Origin of the sequence: Kroppenstedtia guangzhouensis, assembly GCF_014637345.1 — a bacterium.
Lineage (GTDB): Bacteria > Bacillota > Bacilli > Thermoactinomycetales > DSM-45169 > Kroppenstedtia > Kroppenstedtia guangzhouensis.
In genome coordinates this window covers 218,315-234,053 of sequence record NZ_BMEX01000002.1, presented here as the reverse complement: position 1 = coordinate 234,053, position 15,739 = coordinate 218,315, and the positions used below count along the sequence as shown (strand labels likewise).

Annotated in this window: 13 protein-coding genes; 11 read left to right on the top strand and 2 right to left on the bottom strand. The window is 53.9% G+C overall.

Features of this window, described 5'->3' with window-relative positions; translation table 11 throughout:
* The first annotated feature begins 229 nt into the window (after positions 1 to 229).
* Both IEV46_RS03690 and odhB read left to right on the top strand, forming a co-directional pair.
* Positions 230 to 3,106, top strand: a complete 2,877-nt coding sequence (locus tag IEV46_RS03690; protein ID WP_188430026.1) for a 2-oxoglutarate dehydrogenase E1 component — start codon at positions 230 to 232, stop codon at positions 3,104 to 3,106.
* Between the two features lie 2 nt (positions 3,107 to 3,108).
* The gene (gene odhB / locus IEV46_RS03685; protein ID WP_188430024.1) at positions 3,109 to 4,371 is read left to right on the top strand and encodes a 2-oxoglutarate dehydrogenase complex dihydrolipoyllysine-residue succinyltransferase; all 1,263 of its coding nucleotides are present in this window, start codon (positions 3,109 to 3,111) and stop codon (positions 4,369 to 4,371) included.
* A gap of 267 nt (positions 4,372 to 4,638) precedes the next feature.
* Here the strand turns inward: odhB and IEV46_RS03680 are convergent, their stop codons facing one another.
* Complete coding sequence (locus IEV46_RS03680; protein WP_188430021.1) at positions 4,639 to 6,798, bottom strand: ATP-dependent Clp protease ATP-binding subunit; 2,160 nt, start codon at positions 6,796 to 6,798, stop codon at positions 4,639 to 4,641.
* 308 nt (positions 6,799 to 7,106) lie between these two features.
* Between IEV46_RS03680 and IEV46_RS03675 the strand changes: the two genes are divergently transcribed.
* The 8 genes from IEV46_RS03675 to IEV46_RS03640 all read left to right on the top strand — a co-directional run bounded on the left by IEV46_RS03675 (position 7,107) and on the right by IEV46_RS03640 (position 13,950).
* The gene (locus IEV46_RS03675) at positions 7,107 to 8,006 is read left to right on the top strand and encodes a YIEGIA family protein (protein WP_188430019.1); all 900 of its coding nucleotides are present in this window, start codon (positions 7,107 to 7,109) and stop codon (positions 8,004 to 8,006) included.
* Positions 8,006 to 8,197 carry a capping complex subunit for YIEGIA gene (locus IEV46_RS03670; RefSeq protein ID WP_188430017.1) on the top strand — a complete coding sequence of 64 codons (192 nt, stop codon included), beginning with the start codon at positions 8,006 to 8,008 and terminating at the stop codon, positions 8,195 to 8,197. The genes IEV46_RS03675 and IEV46_RS03670 overlap by 1 nt, the downstream gene beginning before the upstream one ends.
* 442 nt (positions 8,198 to 8,639) lie before the next feature.
* Complete coding sequence (locus tag IEV46_RS03665) at positions 8,640 to 8,843, top strand: hypothetical protein (RefSeq protein WP_188430015.1); 204 nt, start codon at positions 8,640 to 8,642, stop codon at positions 8,841 to 8,843.
* Between the two features lie 135 nt (positions 8,844 to 8,978).
* Positions 8,979 to 9,203 carry a hypothetical protein gene (locus IEV46_RS03660; RefSeq protein WP_188430013.1) on the top strand — a complete coding sequence of 75 codons (225 nt, stop codon included), beginning with the start codon at positions 8,979 to 8,981 and terminating at the stop codon, positions 9,201 to 9,203.
* A gap of 480 nt (positions 9,204 to 9,683) precedes the next feature.
* A complete protein-coding gene (locus tag IEV46_RS03655; protein ID WP_188430012.1) occupies positions 9,684 to 9,866 on the top strand; it encodes a hypothetical protein in 183 nt (60 codons plus the stop codon).
* A 316-nt stretch (positions 9,867 to 10,182) separates the two neighbouring features.
* Positions 10,183 to 10,899, top strand: a complete 717-nt coding sequence (locus IEV46_RS03650) for an ABC transporter ATP-binding protein (protein ID WP_188430010.1) — start codon at positions 10,183 to 10,185, stop codon at positions 10,897 to 10,899.
* Entirely contained in the window at positions 10,896 to 12,155 is a 1,260-nt protein-coding gene (locus tag IEV46_RS03645; protein ID WP_188430008.1) for an ABC transporter permease, read from the top strand. Before IEV46_RS03650 ends, IEV46_RS03645 begins: the two co-directional genes overlap by 4 nt.
* 100 nt (positions 12,156 to 12,255) lie before the next feature.
* A complete protein-coding gene (locus IEV46_RS03640) occupies positions 12,256 to 13,950 on the top strand; it encodes a serine hydrolase domain-containing protein (RefSeq protein ID WP_188430006.1) in 1,695 nt (564 codons plus the stop codon).
* A 227-nt stretch (positions 13,951 to 14,177) separates the two neighbouring features.
* Here IEV46_RS03640 and IEV46_RS03635 read toward each other — a convergent pair whose 3' ends face one another.
* Entirely contained in the window at positions 14,178 to 14,363 is a 186-nt protein-coding gene (locus IEV46_RS03635) for a hypothetical protein (protein WP_188430004.1), read from the bottom strand.
* A gap of 147 nt (positions 14,364 to 14,510) precedes the next feature.
* On the opposite strand from IEV46_RS03635, the gene IEV46_RS03630 reads away from it, so the two are divergent.
* The gene (locus IEV46_RS03630; RefSeq protein ID WP_188430002.1) at positions 14,511 to 15,404 is read left to right on the top strand and encodes a DUF2268 domain-containing putative Zn-dependent protease; all 894 of its coding nucleotides are present in this window, start codon (positions 14,511 to 14,513) and stop codon (positions 15,402 to 15,404) included.
* The last annotated feature ends 335 nt before the right edge of the window (positions 15,405 to 15,739 follow it).

Sequence of the window (15,739 nt, the reverse complement as noted above, 5' to 3'; positions counted from 1 at the left end):
GTTTCGGGCAACAACAGGGATGATGGGGGCCAAAAAGCGCTCCCGTGCAGGTTTTACCGTATGGTTACACCGAGATATAATAAAGGCGAGGATCCGCAAGAAACGACCGGTGGGTTCTTGCCTTTTGAGCGTGATTACGGAAGCATTGAAGCAAACATCTTGGGCAATTGATGTTATTTGGGACGCCGCCGGTGGAAACTAATCATAAAAGCAGTTGGAGGTATAGTGGATGTCAACAGGGAAATCCGGAAGGGAAACGCCATGGCAGGGAGTCCACAGCCTCAACCTGGCCTATTTTCTGGATCAATACGACCTTTATCGCGAAGATCCGGAGTCCGTGGACCCCTCCATCCGAGAGCTGTTTGAACAATGGGGGGCTCCTCCGTTCATGGATCCTGGAGCCGGGCCGACAGGGGTGCAACCTCCTGATACCGACCCGGTCTTTGGGCTGGATCTGAAAAAAGTGGTGGCTGCGGAAAGATTTGCACAGCATATCCGCATCTCCGGTCACCTGGATGCCAAGCTGGATCCCCTCGGGATGCGCGAAAAGGATAAAACTCCGCACCTGGATCCGGCTGAGTTCGGGTTGACCGAAGAGGATTTAAGATCGATTCCCGCCCATCTGATGTGGGCAGAGGAGTCGGAGGAAGTTCGCACGGGGCTGGATGTCTTCAACCGGTTGCGTAAGCTCTACACCCAGTCCCTCGCCTTTGAATTCACTCATGTCCACAGCCCCGAAGAGCGACGGTGGCTGTTTCATATGGTGGAATCCGAAAAGTTGTTCCCGAAACTGTCCAAAGAAAAGAAACAGGAAGTTCTCGGCCGCCTGATTCAAGTGGACACCTTTGAAAAATTCCTCCATCGCACTTTTGTCGGTCAGAAACGCTTCTCCATCGAGGGCGTGGACATGATGGTGCCGATGTTGGATCAAATCATCCATTACAGCGTTCACGGCGGTGTAAAAGACGTGATGATCGGAATGGCACACCGGGGACGGCTCAACGTGCTGGCTCACGTGCTGGGCAAACCCTATGAGGCCATTTTCTCCGAGTTCCATCATGCTCCCAACAAAGAGCTGGTTCCCTCAGAAGGGTCCATGGGTTTGAATTATGGATGGACCGGGGATGTGAAGTACCATCTGGGTGGCAATCGGGAAGTGGACCCGGAGGATCCCCAACCCACCCGTCTGACCTTGGCCAACAACCCGAGCCATCTGGAATTCGTCAATCCCGTGGTCGAAGGATACGCCCGTGCCGCCCAGGATGACCGCCGTCATGCCGGTTACCCGGTGCAGGATGTGAGCAAAGCTCTGGCGATTCTGATCCACGGGGATGCTGCCTTCCCGGGGGAAGGGATTGTGGCTGAGACCCTCAACCTGAGCCGTCTGCGCGGGTATAACACCGGGGGGACGATCCATATCATTGCCAACAACCAGTTGGGCTTCACCACCAGGTCGACGGATTCCCGCTCCACCACCTATGCCAGCGACTTGGCCAAAGGATTCGAGATCCCGGTGGTTCATGTGAATGCCGATGATCCGGAGGCTTGTCTGGCAGCGGTTCGTCTGGCTTTTGAATATCGGACCCGGTTTGGGAAGGATTTCCTGATCGATCTCATCGGATATCGCCGTTTCGGGCACAATGAGATGGACGATCCGGTGGCCACCCAACCCCGGATGTACGACAAGATCCATCAACATCCCACTCTCCGCGTCCGCTATGCCGAGCAGCTGAAAGCAGAAGGCGTGATCACGGATGATAAGATCAAGAGCAAGGAAAAAGAGATCCAGGAAGAGTTGTCCAAAGCTTACCAAAAAGTGAAGGATGTTCGGGAAAAAGAACAGGATGATTCCCAGTACGAAAAAATCCCCGGTCCCTTGCCGGACGTGGACACCGGAGTTTCTGTGGAAACCCTTCGCGAGATCAACCGGGATCTTCTGAAGTGGCCAAAAGGATTTACGGTCTATCCCAAACTGGAAAAGGTGTTGCAACGGCGGGCCGCCATCCTGGAAGAGGACAACAAGATGGACTGGTCCTTGGCGGAGACGCTTGCTTTTGCCACGATCCTGAAGGATGGGACAGGAATCCGGTTTACCGGACAGGATACGGAACGAGGTACCTTTGCACACCGTCACCTGGTCTTACACGACTCCAAGACGGGGGAGACTCATTGTCCCCTGCACACCATCCCGCAGGCCCGTGCCGCCTTCGGGATCTACAACAGCCCGCTTTCGGAAGCATCGGTGTTGGGTTTTGAATACGGATACAACGTTTTCAATCCCGATGCCCTAGTGATCTGGGAAGCCCAGTTCGGAGACTTTGCAAACACGGCCCAGGTGATTATCGACCAGTTTCTGTCCGCCGGCCGGGCCAAATGGGCTCAGCGATCCAGTCTGGTGATGTTGCTGCCTCATGCCTATGAAGGCCAAGGACCGGAACACTCCAGCGCCCGTCTGGAACGATTCCTCCAGATGGCGGCGGAAAACAACTGGGTGGTGGCCAACGTGACCAGTGCGGCCCAGTATTTCCACCTCCTTCGCCGCCAGGCGGCCATCACCGGAACCGATGAGGCACGACCGTTGATCCTGATGACGCCGAAGAGCCTGCTTCGCAACAAGCGAACGGTCTCCCCCGGGACTGTGTTTGAAAAAGGCCGCTTCCGCCCGGTGTTGGAAGAGCGGCTCACCGGCAAGCGTTCGCAGACCGTGAAGCGTCTGATTCTCACCAGCGGAAAAGTGGCCGTCGACCTGGAGACTCAGCTGGAAGAGATGGAGAAAAAACCGGAGTGGGTTCATGTCCTGCGGGTGGAACAACTCTATCCCTTCCCCAAAGATGAGATTCGTTCGGTCCTTAACCGTATGAAAAACCTACAAGAAGTGGTGTGGGTGCAAGAAGAACCGAAAAACATGGGCTCCTGGAACTATATGGAACCTCGGATTCGGGATATCCTTTCCCAACAGGTGGAGCTCCGCTATATCGGGCGTCCGGAACGATCCAGCACCGCAGTCGGTCAACCGGATGTCCATGATGAGGAACAGGAGCAAATATTGAATGAAGCACTGAATCCGGAAACCTTGGATACCGAAACGAAGTCGGGAGGTAATTGAAGATGCATGAAGTTAAAGTTCCCGAGCTGGCCGAATCGATCACGGAAGGAACTATCTCCGACTGGCTGGTGAGCGAGGGGGATCAGGTCAACGAGGGGGATGTTCTCCTCGAGCTGGAAACGGATAAGGTGAATGTGGAGATTCACGCGGAGCACAGCGGCATGTTGCAAAACATCCGGAAAAAGGCCGGGGACACCGTGGAGGTAGGTGAAGTGATCGCCCAGATCGGGGAAGGGGGGGCAAAGGCTCCCCAAGCCCCGCAAGCCCCTGCCCCGCAGCCGGAGCAAAAAGAAGCGGCTCCGCTCAAGCAAGAGACCCCTGCCGCTGAAAGTGTGGAGGAGGCCGCCGACGGAGATGGGGACATCACCGCCTCTCCCGCCGCCCGCAAGCTGGCCCGTGAAAAAGGGATTGATCTGCGTCGGGTGCGTCCGTCGGATCCCATGGGCCGGGTCACCGTGGACGATGTGAAGGCTCATACAGAACAACCTCCCGCCAAAGCGGCACCGGTGGAGAAAAAACAACCGGCAGCCCCCACCACACCAGCCCCCGGGGAGGACCTCTCCAAACCTGTGGAGCGGGTCCCCATGACCCGTCGCCGGCAGACCATCGCCAAACGCCTGGTTGAGGCGCAACAGACCGCCGCCATGCTGACCACCTTTAATGAAGTGGATATGAGCGCAGTGATAGAGATCCGAAAGCGGCGCAAGGAAGCCTTTAAAGAGCAACATGATGTCAACCTCGGTTTCATGTCCTTCTTCACCAAGGCCGTGGTCGGCGCTCTGAAGGCGTATCCGGTTCTGAATGCTGAAATTGATGGCACCGATGTTTTGTACAAGAAGTTTTACGATATCGGAATCGCTGTTGCCACGGACAACGGGCTGGTCGTGCCTGTGGTCCGGGATGCCGATCGCCGCTCCTTTGCCGAGATTGAGCGGGAAATTGCCAACTTGGCCCAAAAAGCCCGCAACAACAAGCTGGCCCTCTCCGATCTGCAGGGTGGCACTTTCACCATCACCAACGGTGGTGTCTTCGGGTCATTGCTCTCCACCCCGATCCTGAACGCGCCTCAGGTGGGAATTCTGGGGATGCACACCATTCAGAAGCGGCCGGTCACTGTGGATGGAGATCGCTTGGAACATCGTCCGATGATGTACATCGCCCTCTCCTACGATCACCGTCTCGTCGATGGAAAAGAAGCCGTCGGCTTCCTGGTCACCATCAAGAAACTGTTGGAAGATCCGGAACTGCTGATGTTGGAAGGATAACCGGGTATTCAGCCGGTCCCATGGGGGACCGGCTGTTTTTTGGCGGTTGGACATTTTTTCCGGATGGAAGCAATTGACTGGTGATTCGTATATGGACCTGTTGCCAGGCAGAGGCCCAATATTTGTCCCAACTGCGGAGAAAAAACAACGAGGCAAACTTCTGTCCCAATTGTGTCAAAAACTGGCCTGATGAGAAAACGAATATGGGAAAATCCCAAAGGTGACTTGGAAATGTCCCCTTCGGGATTTTTTTGTATGATTTCATTCTCAGTTTTGATGTTCAGTGACAGTGATCCCGTCTGCCTCTGTATCCACCAGGATCTCCTGGATCTCTTCACCTTCCAGGAGCAGGTCGGCGATCCCGTCTTCCACCTGTTCCTCGATTACCCGGCGGAGAGGGCGGGCACCGAAGGCGGGGTTGTAACCCAGTTCCGCCAGTCGCTCTTTGGCGGCATCGGTGACGATGAGCTGTAATCCTTGCTCCTCGGCGGCGATGTGTACTTCCTGCAACATCAGGTCGACGATCTTCACCATATTTTCCCGGCTGAGGGAGCGGAAGGGGATGATTGCGTCAAATCGGTTCAGGAACTCGGGTCGGAAATAGTCTCCCAAGGTCTCAAGGACATCGGTGGACGCTGATTCTTCCCCCGTATTACCAAAACCGATCGATCCTTTTTTCACCCCCACACCAGCATTGCTGGTCATGATCAGGATGGTGTCCCTGAAGCTGACGGTTCGTCCCTGGCTGTCGGTAAGCCGACCGTCCTCCATGATTTGCAGGAAGAGGTGTTGTACATCGGGGTGCGCCTTTTCAATCTCGTCCAACAGCAGGATGCTGTAAGGTTTGCGGCGCACCTGTTCTGTCAGTTGACCGGCTTCCTCGTGCCCGACGTATCCCGGCGGGGAGCCGATCAGCTTGGAAACCGAGTGTTTTTCCATATATTCACTCATGTCGAGCCGGATCATGGCTTCCTCTTTTCCGAAGATTTCCCGGGCCAGGGCTTTGGCCAACTCAGTTTTTCCGACACCGGTGGGGCCGACGAAGAGAAAGGACCCGATCGGGCGCTTTCCTTTACGCAGCCCGGCCCGGTTGCGGCGAATAGCTCTGGTCACTTTGCGGACGGCTTCTGTCTGACCGATCACTTGCCGATGGAGCCGGTCGGGGAGGTTTTTCATTTTCTCCTGTTCGTCTTTTTGCAGTTTACGAACCGGGATGCCGGTCCGGCTCTCCAAAATTTGCTGGATCATCTCCACGTCGACGGTCGCCGGTGATGCCGTTTCGGCTGTTTCCTTCAGTCGGGCTTCCAGCTTGCGCTCTTCATCCCGGAGGCGGGCCGCCGCTTCATAATCTTCCCGGTGGGTGGCCGCCTCCTTCTCAGCGGCGATTTGATCCAGGCGGTTGCGGAGCTCATCCGTATTTTTGGTTTCATGAAGCAAATTCATTTTGGAACCCGCTTCGTCCATCAGGTCGATGGCCTTGTCCGGAAGAAACCGGTCCTGGATGTATCGGTTGGAGAGAGTGACACAGGCGCGAATGGCTTCATCGGTATATTTGATTTGATGATGGTTTTCGTATTTCTCCCGCAAGCCTTGCAGAATCCGGATCGCATCCTCAAGAGAAGGTTCCTCCACCAGGATGGGCTGAAATCGGCGTTCCAGAGCGGCGTCTTTTTCAATCCGGCGGTATTCCTTCAGTGTGGTGGCACCGATCACCTGAAGTTCCCCCCGGGCCAGAGCCGGCTTCAGGATGTTGCCAGCATCGGAGGAGCCTTCGGCGGAACCGGCTCCCACCAACTGATGGATCTCGTCGATAAAGAGGATGACATCATTTCGCTTTTGCACTTCGGTGATCAGCTGTTTCATCCGTTCCTCAAACTGACCGCGGATACCAGTATTGGCCACCAGAGAAGAAACGTCCAGCAGATAGACTGTTCTATTTTTCAGCTTGTGGGGGACTTTCCCCTCAATGATCCGTAAGGCCAGCCCCTCGGCAATGGCCGTTTTTCCGACCCCCGGCTCCCCGATCAGGACCGGATTGTTTTTATTGCGCCGGTTCAAGGTTTCAATGACCCGTTCCACTTCCCGATCCCGTCCGATGACCGGGTCGATCCGACCGGCCGCGGCTTCGTGGGACAAATTTTTCCCCAATTGATCGAGAAGACCCCCACCTCGCTGTCTGTTTTGTGCAGCAGGCGGTGTGTGTGAAAAAGGGACCGCCTCCTTGTCCTTCAACGGGGGCTCCATCATCCCGTGGAACCAATCCTCCGGTAAATGATGGCCGAACCCGCCAAAACCGACGGGATTTTTGATCTTCTGTCTGACTTGGGTGTAGCATTCCTGGCAGAGTTTCAGGTGACGGACCCGGCCGTTCACCTGTAAATTCAGCTCCACGGTGGCCGGGTGCTGTTTACATTGATCACAGTGCATAGACGGAGTCCCTCCTTTGGATTTCTATTTGAGTTTATGGGTTTTGTTTTTGACTTTGACTATATTTGACCTTTTGTTTTTATTATATCTTGACCTTATTTGACTTTCAAGAGAACTCCCCTAAAAAAATCGGGAATATCACTCGCGAAGGGCTTTCCTCCGAAACCGGTCGACGCATAAAAGTTTTTTGTATAGAAAATAGTACATGAAAGAGGGGAAATGCGTGGACGGTTCCCAGCCATGGATGTGTGCTGAAAAACAAGATCAAAGTTGCCGAAGGGGCACAATCTGAAAGAAGGCTGAAAGCCATGATTTCATTGCTGAAATCTCATGAAACCATCGGTGTGCTGATCAGTGTCGGCTTTGGCGTGATTTTGCGAATCCTGCTGTTGCGTACGGATTTGCGACAATATCCGACCTATCCTCACGGGAGAGTGATTCATATTTCCCTAGGTGTCATTGCGGCTGCCATGGGGGCGGTTGCGGTGCCTGCCCTGTTGGGGAAGGATTATACGGCGGTCACTTTCCTTTCCCTGGCTGCACAGCAATTTCGTGAGGTGCGCAACATGGAGCGCAACAGTCTGGCGAAAGTGGATGTGATGGAGTTGGTTCCCCGGGGCTCTTCCTATATCGAGGGAATCGCCATGGCATTTGAAGGCCGCAATTATTTGATTATGTTTGCCGCGGTGATCGTTTCCCTCACCAGCATTGTTTTTACTTGGTATTGGGGAATTCTTCTCGGGATCATCGTCCTCATCATCGGAGTCAAGCTGAAATCAGGCAAAGAATTGGGGGAGATTGCCGAGGTCCTGCCTGGGGAAGTGCGGGTGGATGGACCTGATTTGTATGTCGGTTCCGTGTATATCATGAATGTCGGACTCAAGGATAATCAACAAAAGATCCGACAGCATGGAATGGGTCTCATCGTGCGGCCCAAGTCGATGGATGCGAAGGTGACCATCTCCAATCTGGGTCAACGTCAAGCCATCCTCCACAATCTCTCCCTGATCCTGGGTATCTATCGGGATTCCGGGGAACCGGCGATGATTCCGATGGCAAAGTTGGATTTGGATAACGGAGATTTGGCGGTGTTTATCTTGCCGAAGGACAAGGACATGGAGAAAGCGATCCAGGCGCTGAAGCTGGTGCCGGTCCTGGAGAATGCCGTCCGCATGCCTTCGGAATCCTCTGTCCAGGGGGTGCGATAATGTCCAGGATCGTGGCGGTTGTGGTAACAGATGCAAAGCGGGCTATTGCCGGCGGGGCTCCCGTCCTGGTTGCGGATGGACCGGAAGAGCAGCAACAACTTGCCTTCTCTCTCGAAAAGATCATGGATGCGGCGGCACATGATCTGAAGAATGGGACGATCATTCTCGTTGATCACAGCAGTCAGACTTGACGCGGAAACCGACGACCCTGACAGGAACCGATCCCGTCGCAAATAGATGATAAAGGACAACGATTCTCCTTCAGGGAAGAGTCCGATGCTTGGGATGATGCAACGGATCGGCGGATGGATTTCGGTAAGTTAAGGTTTCCCGGTCCTGCCATCCGGAATCAGTCTGTCACCCGCAATCCAAACACCTGTGCTGGAGTCTGCCTTGGCATCCGTCTGATGTCCTGTTCCAGCCCAGGAAGCGTTTTTGCGGACGATTTTACTCGTCCTGTGGTACAGAAGATCGATAATCGTCTTTTCGTGAAAGGAACTGCATCTTTTCCGACAAAGTCTTTGGGTTATTGATTTGGATCGGCAGGATTTTATAAACTGTGATTAGAACTTATCTTTATGATTAACTTTTTTGATGATCTGGATGTAATTATTCAAGGAGTGAATCGCCGACATGCGGATTATCGGGGGGAGCTACCGGGAGTGGAAAAGCCTGGGTGAAGAGGAGCAGATGCGCCTCTTCAACCGGGCCATGGCTGACTACCATTGGAAAATGTCGCGGTTAAACCGCGGGAGGCAGAAGCCGTTCGCTTCCAAACTGATCGATTTCAGTGGACTGAACCACTGTTATCCGATGCAAGAGACAATTTTGCATTGATCATCTATTTTTACCATTTATTAAAAAATAGGTTTTATGCCGCTCTCCCGATGGGAGGGTGGTTTTTGTTTGTTTGAAAAGGGGAGAAAAGCTTGATTGAAGAGACAGGGAGATTTCAAAAGGTGAGGAAGAACTTTGCCCTTGCGTGCATATGATGTATGGAGCGATGGGATCGGAGGGGGAAGGATGGACGGGGAGAAAGAGTTTAAACGGGCTTTGGAAAAAGCCCATCTCTATGGATTGTTGGCTGAGTATTACAAATACCGGGATTCCGAGCTGTACACACACTACTATAAAAAGCACTTTAAATATACGCGAAAAGTGGCTGGAATGGCCTGGGGCACGGGAGGAAGGCTGTGAGGGGAAGGGGAGCCGACTCTTCACCGTCCGTGTCGCCGGGCAGTCCATCCCGACTCCGGGTGTCCACGCATCCCCCGATGCGCCGGCGATGGACATCCGGGTGGACGGAGGGGTGATCCAGCGACGATTGGCTTTCGGTCATGGGGTCATGGTTCCAATGATCAGGTGCTCCCCGCGCGTTAGACGGGGGCGTCCAGAGGGTTTCACGCTTCCTCCACCATTCAGGATCGAAGTTGGGAGAGGTTGGGACAGAACACACCCTGTCCGCTGATCGGGCTGCTCCCTTAGATCGGTCAAGTCAGCGAAGAACTGGCTTGTTGCTGGCGGGCAAGCAATGATTTATCTGATGCAGTGAAAGTCCCAGAGGGAATTGCTCAAAATATCACAAAATGATGTTTCAACCCCTGAGAATCGGGAATATAGATAATGAATACGCGGAAACATCGGATTCGCGGAAATTCCTCGAAAGGAGTTGGCTTTATGTTTGGCAATGTCATCAGAAGACTGACGGGAAAGCAGATCCGAATTCACTCCCATGTGGTCAAGCCCTTGAACCATCATGGAATTTACGAATACCACGAGTATCTGAGACACTTGATCAGGGAAGAACGGAGAAAGCAACTGCCTCCGATGGAGTGGCAGGAAGAGAAAAGAGGAGCGTAAGTGGATGGACTTGACTGAAACATACCGACGGTGGAAAAGAATGATGATATAACGACCTTTCCCGAGGTTTCACAGGGGAAAGGTCGTTTGATTTTTATAAGGAACAGAAGAATCGAGGAAGCCTGTCCAATGAGGTTGCAAAGGCTTCTCCTGTTCCGGGGCTCCGCTGAGTGTAATTGGGAAGCAGAGCAAGCAACAGGTTCCATCTGTTCCCCTTCTCTTTTTTGTATACTGAAATAGACAATGATTCATATTATGAGTCTCCCGCCACTTTAAGAGTGGAGCGGGTGATATAAGGAATAGCGAGGGGAAAGAGATGAAGGTTTTGGAAGTAGAGATCGAATCAGCGGGATATGAAGCTTCCCGCCCCATCATACAAAACCTTGCTTTTTCCGTCGGGGCCGGGGAGTTGGTGGGATTGATCGGTCCCAACGGGGCCGGCAAAAGCACAACGGTGAAGGCGATCCTGGGTTTGTTGAAGGAGTGTCGGGGAGAGATCCGGTTCACGGGGGAGACGAAGCGGTATGCCTATGTACCGGAACAGCCCGTCACACTGGAGGGTCTCACATTGGAGGAGCATCTGGAACTGGCGGCGGCGGCCTTTCAGCTCCCGCAGTCGGTCCGGCGGGAACGGAGCGAGGAGCTGCTGAACACCTTTTCCCTGCAGGGAGTTCGCCATGAATATCCGGAGCGCTTTTCCAAAGGAATGCGGCAGAAGATGATGCTGATTCTGGCCTTTTTGATCGAACCGGAAGTGTTGATCGTGGACGAGCCCTTTGTCGGATTGGACCCGCGGGCGACCCAAAGGTTTCTGGGCTGGATGGAGCGTCAACGCAAACGGGGAACGGGTGTACTGATGTCCACCCATGTACTGGATACGGCGGAGCGGATCTGCGATACCTTTCTCTTGATCGATGGGGGAAGACTGACTGCCGCCGGCAACATGGAGGAGATCCGACAGCGGAGCGGTCTGGCGGAGGGGACGCTGTTGGATTGCTTTGGCCGACTGGCCGGGGAGGAAGCCGGCAAGTGACCCCCTTTACTTTGTTCAAGAGCCGGCTGTTTGAGGAGTGGCGCTTTCAGTATCGGGTGTGGCGAAGTGTGTTGGACTGGACCGTCGTCCTGTATCTGGTCCTCCCCGCCCTGGTGTTTTTGTGGTTTGAGTACCGTTCCTGGTGGGAGGTGGACAGCTGGATGGGCCATGTCCCCTCCTGGGGGTTTATCTTGGTATCATATTTCTTTCTTTGGAATGGGAAGGTCCGACTTGGTCTCCGGGAAGGGGATCTGCTCTTTCTCCGGCAGAAGCGAGAATGGATGCAGACTTTGATGGGCTCCGGACTGGTGTACTCTTTTCTGTTTCATGTGATGGCGACAGGCGGATTCCTTCTGCTCAGCGGCCCTCTCTTGATCGCCCACTGGGGAGCTTCCCCCCAGGAAGCGGGAATTTGGGGAGTGTTTCTGCTCCTGGTACGTTGGAATCTGTCCCTTCACCGCTGCATGTGGGCTTCCGTCGCCCCGACTTGGAAGCGGTGGTTGGGCCACGCTCTCCTTGGGGCGGGGTTGTTGCCGGTATGGGCGGCTTCAGTCCGTTGGGGTCTGTCTTCACCGGTATTGACGGCGATCGGGTGGATTCCGGCCGCGGCGGTGGCCTGGTTTCTCCTGCGGCGTCGCTTGGCCGTGGAAGGATTGTTTTTGGATGATGTGGCCCGGGAACGGGAATACCGGCTCCGTTTTGCCGCTCTTCTCTTGCAGGGGAGTGGGGTATTGCCGGAGCGGAAGGCTTTCCGACTCCGTCGCCCCTGGCTGTTTCGACAATCAGAGTCTTTGTTCCGGCAGAGAACCTCCGCCGCAATCCTTGCCGAATCGGCCTTGAAACCCTTGGTTCGACTCTGGCGGCACCTGAGAAGCTACTTGCAGTTGACAGTCCTTCTCCTCGTCGGGATCATCCAGGTGCCAGGACTGATGAAGGGAGTGGTCTGGTTGATCGCCTGGCTGTTGCTATACTCCTGGGGCCGATCCTGTTGGCGGGAGTTCATCTTTTCCACCGGGGTGAGCATGTTCCCCTGGGAAAAGGAAACAGTCCGGGAAGCTTTTCGGATCTATACTTTTTGGGTGACCCTTCCCGGCTTTGGCTTGATCAGTCTGGGAACGGGATGGATCCTGTGGGGCTGGGCGGGGTTGGCTGCCGGCGTCTTGGCCGGTCCCTTCCTTTGCCGGGCGGGAGCCGGGATCGGGGGAGAATTTGAACGGCATCGCTTTCTCGAAGAGAATCGATGGAAAAGGGGATGACTCCCGACCCTTTTCCATCCTTACATCAATATTTGATAACTTCTGATAATATAAAAAGGAGGGTGGTATACACTACCAAGGGATGGGAGGAGATGGGTGGATGAATGCAAGACGCTTGATTTGGCGAAAGATGGGAATCTTCACTTTGGTTTTCCTGCTGATCCTCCCGATAACGGGTTGGGGAAGCGGGACGGCAACCCAAACACCGGCAACAGCTCATGGAAAGCCCTTTCCCTGGGACCAACCGGGGGCGATCCAACCTCGTCTTCACCCGGGAACCCCCGCCTCCGCCGGTATGGTGGAGGAGCCTCTGAAGGAGATCGATCCCTATATCCGACAAGCGATCCGGGAGGGCTATATGCCGGGCGCGGTGGTTTTCGTGGTCCGGAAGGGAAGCATTGTCAAGCATGACGCCTACGGCTTTGCTGCCCGGGAGCTGGATGACCGGGGAAACCGGATGGATGAGCCGGTCCCGATGAGAAAGGATACCATTTTTGACCTGGCTTCCATCAGCAAAATTTTCACCACCGTTGCCGCCATGAAATTGTACGAAGAAGGAAGGTTCCGATTGGACGACCCGGTGGCCAAATACATCCCGGAATTTGCGCAAAAGGGAAAAGAGAAGGTCACGATCCGGCAATTGATGACCCACACCTCCGGATTTGAAGCGGGGATTCCCATTCATCAGATGGAAGGGACCCGGGAAGACCGGTTGCAGGCCGTCTTTGCCCATTCGTTGATCCACGAGCCGGGAGAGGCCTATCTGTACAGCGATCTCAACATGATCACCCTGGGTGCCTTGGTGGAGCGGCTTTCCGGAAAAAGGCTGGATGTCTTTGTCAAGAAGTACATCACCGATCCCCTGGGGATGAAGGATACGATGTACAACCCGCCAGCCTCCCTGAAACCCCGGATCGCCGCCACGGAATACCAGTCTTGGACCGGGCGGGGGCTGGTCTGGGGAAGTGTCCATGATGAAAAAGCCTGGTCCCTGGACGGGGTGGCCGGACATGCGGGGGTCTTCGCCACAGCGAAAGACTTGGCCATCTTTGCCCATATGCTGCTCAACGACGGGAAATATGGGAATGTGCGTATTCTGAAGCCGTCGACCGTGGCCCTGATGGAAAAAAACATGAACACAGACTTTCCTGGTGATGACCACGGACTCGGCTGGGAGCTGAACCAGAGCTGGTATATGGATGCCCTGTCGGATCCCCGCGCCATGGGACATACTGGCTACACCGGTACCTCCATCGTCATGAACCGGAACAACGGGGTGATCGCCATCACTCTAACCAACCGGGTGCACCCCACCCGGGACACCCTCTCCACCAATCCGGTCCGGCGCCAGGTGGCCCGCCTCACCGCCGATGCGATCCCGGTGGCCATTCCCGGCAGGGGAGGAGCCTGGTTCTCCGGCTACGGGGACCACCTGGATCGCTCCCTGACCGGTAGCCGACTGAAGGGTACCGGCAGGAAGCTCACCTTTGATACTTGGTACCGGATGGAGCCGGCAGATCAAAGGGCCCCGACGGACTATGGCGTCGTGGAAGCCTCCCCGGATGGGAAACACTGGTCGGCGATCAGCGAGCCGATGAGCGGCCTCAGCGATGGCTGGACCCGACGGGAGCTCACCCTTCCTGTCGACACCCGGTACCTCCGTTTCCGCTACCATACCGATGATTATTACAACGGTCGCGGCTGGTACGTGCAGAACCCCCTCGTCACCGACGCCTCCGGCCGCCTCCTCCCGGTGGACTGGTCCGGGGAGGGCTGGCAACGGAGAGATCGGTAATATCAGTATGATAGACGCCGACGGATTCTCCGTCGGCGTCTATCTTGGGAGTGTTGCGGTTTGATCTGTTATATCTGAGATGATAATCCCATTCGGAATAAGGAAATCAAAGCCCATCATTCACTCAAGGGCAGGGGGATCCAAGGATTGGGGATCGGGGAAGTGGTGATCCAGCGGGATCGGATCCAGGTGATTTTGAATTAAGAATATAAATGCGGCCAGGCAATTCACCGGTATCCCATCTGGAAGCCAAGACCGTGCAATTCGGCTCCAATCTGTTCATGGATGACACCTGTCCCGTGGGCGACATTTCCGAGGGTGTCAAGTCCGAAGGATGCCAAAGTGGAATTCACCATCCGGTGAAATGAGGCAGGCGGCCCGGTGGCCACTCGTTTTTGGTTATCGGACCCCATTGACTCTTACGTTGCGTGATCCCTTATTGTACTTATGGAAGGAGGTGCAAAAAGGCGTCAATTGTGAAAGATTGCCTCATCAGGAGGAGTGAAATTGATGAGGGTGGCAATGGGGATCTTTCATCAAACAGAATCAAGGTGGTTACATTGAAAATAGTGATCGAAAACACCATCGAACAATATGAAAAATTGTTCTCCTTGGAAGAAGAGAGAGAAAACTACTTTCGCTATTCAATGATGAAACCTTTTGAAAAGATGTGGAATGCTATCCATGTTCCTTTAAAAGCCAAGCAACCTCATGGATACGATGTATTGATGGCTTGCAAAATGCTTGGATATGTTGATGTGTGGGATACCGAAGTGGGGAAAGTGGCGTTGAAGAAGTTAAAAGAAATTCAAGCTCTTCAAAGGGCAAATGAGACCTTGAACCGCTGTGTTGATTTGATTCAGGAGAAAAATCTAAATATTAATGCGGATGAATTGAAATTTGGAATGTATATAGCCGATCCGAAGAAGCTTGCATTACAAAAAGGTTATTGCGGATTTGGAGGAATTCCGGGATTTATACAAGTGTCTGTCTACCCCGATTCCTATAACATTCCAAAACTCCCGGCGGTGATTGCGCATGAATTTCATCACAATCTCCGTTTTTCATATTTTGATTGGGACCAGGGGAACGTTACCGTTGGTGATTACTTAATTATAGAGGGGTTAGCAGAGTCATTTGCAAAAGAACTTTATGGAGAAGATCTTTTAGGTCCCTGGGTTACCTCTTTTGACAAAGAAGATTTAGCGTACTCAACGGAAGTAATAAAAGATGCGCTAAATGTGAAGGGGTTTGCCGAGGTGAGCAGTTACATGTTCGGTGATCCCATTGCCAAAGAACAGGGGTACCAGCCTGTGGGTTTATCACCATTTGCCGGATATGCAGTGGGATACCAAGCGGTACAGTCCTTTATGGAAAAAAATCATGTGGGAATCGGAGAAGCGACTTTGCTCAGTACAGATGAAATAATAAACAGTTGTGGATGGTTTTCTTAATTGCCCGGTTGCGCTGAGGTCTCGGCATTGATCAAGGCGGGGAAGGCTTCAGGGCGTGTGGGGTCAAACCATACACACCCTGAGGCGGAGAGCAGGACATTCAATTTTGTCACGAACCCGATGGCCACCGGGTTCGTACGAACAACCTGTGATACGATTTGCGGTCAGGAGTCCGGTTCCCGTTGCCACGGGTGCCGGACTCCTTTGTTTTCTGCAGCTTGGGAAGAGATCGACCCGAAGGCCGGAACGATGGGCAGGGGCTGAAGCATAAATCGCACAATCCGTGGCTTCGCCGCCTTTCCTTATCCAAAAGTTATACCGCAGGGGGAAAAGTT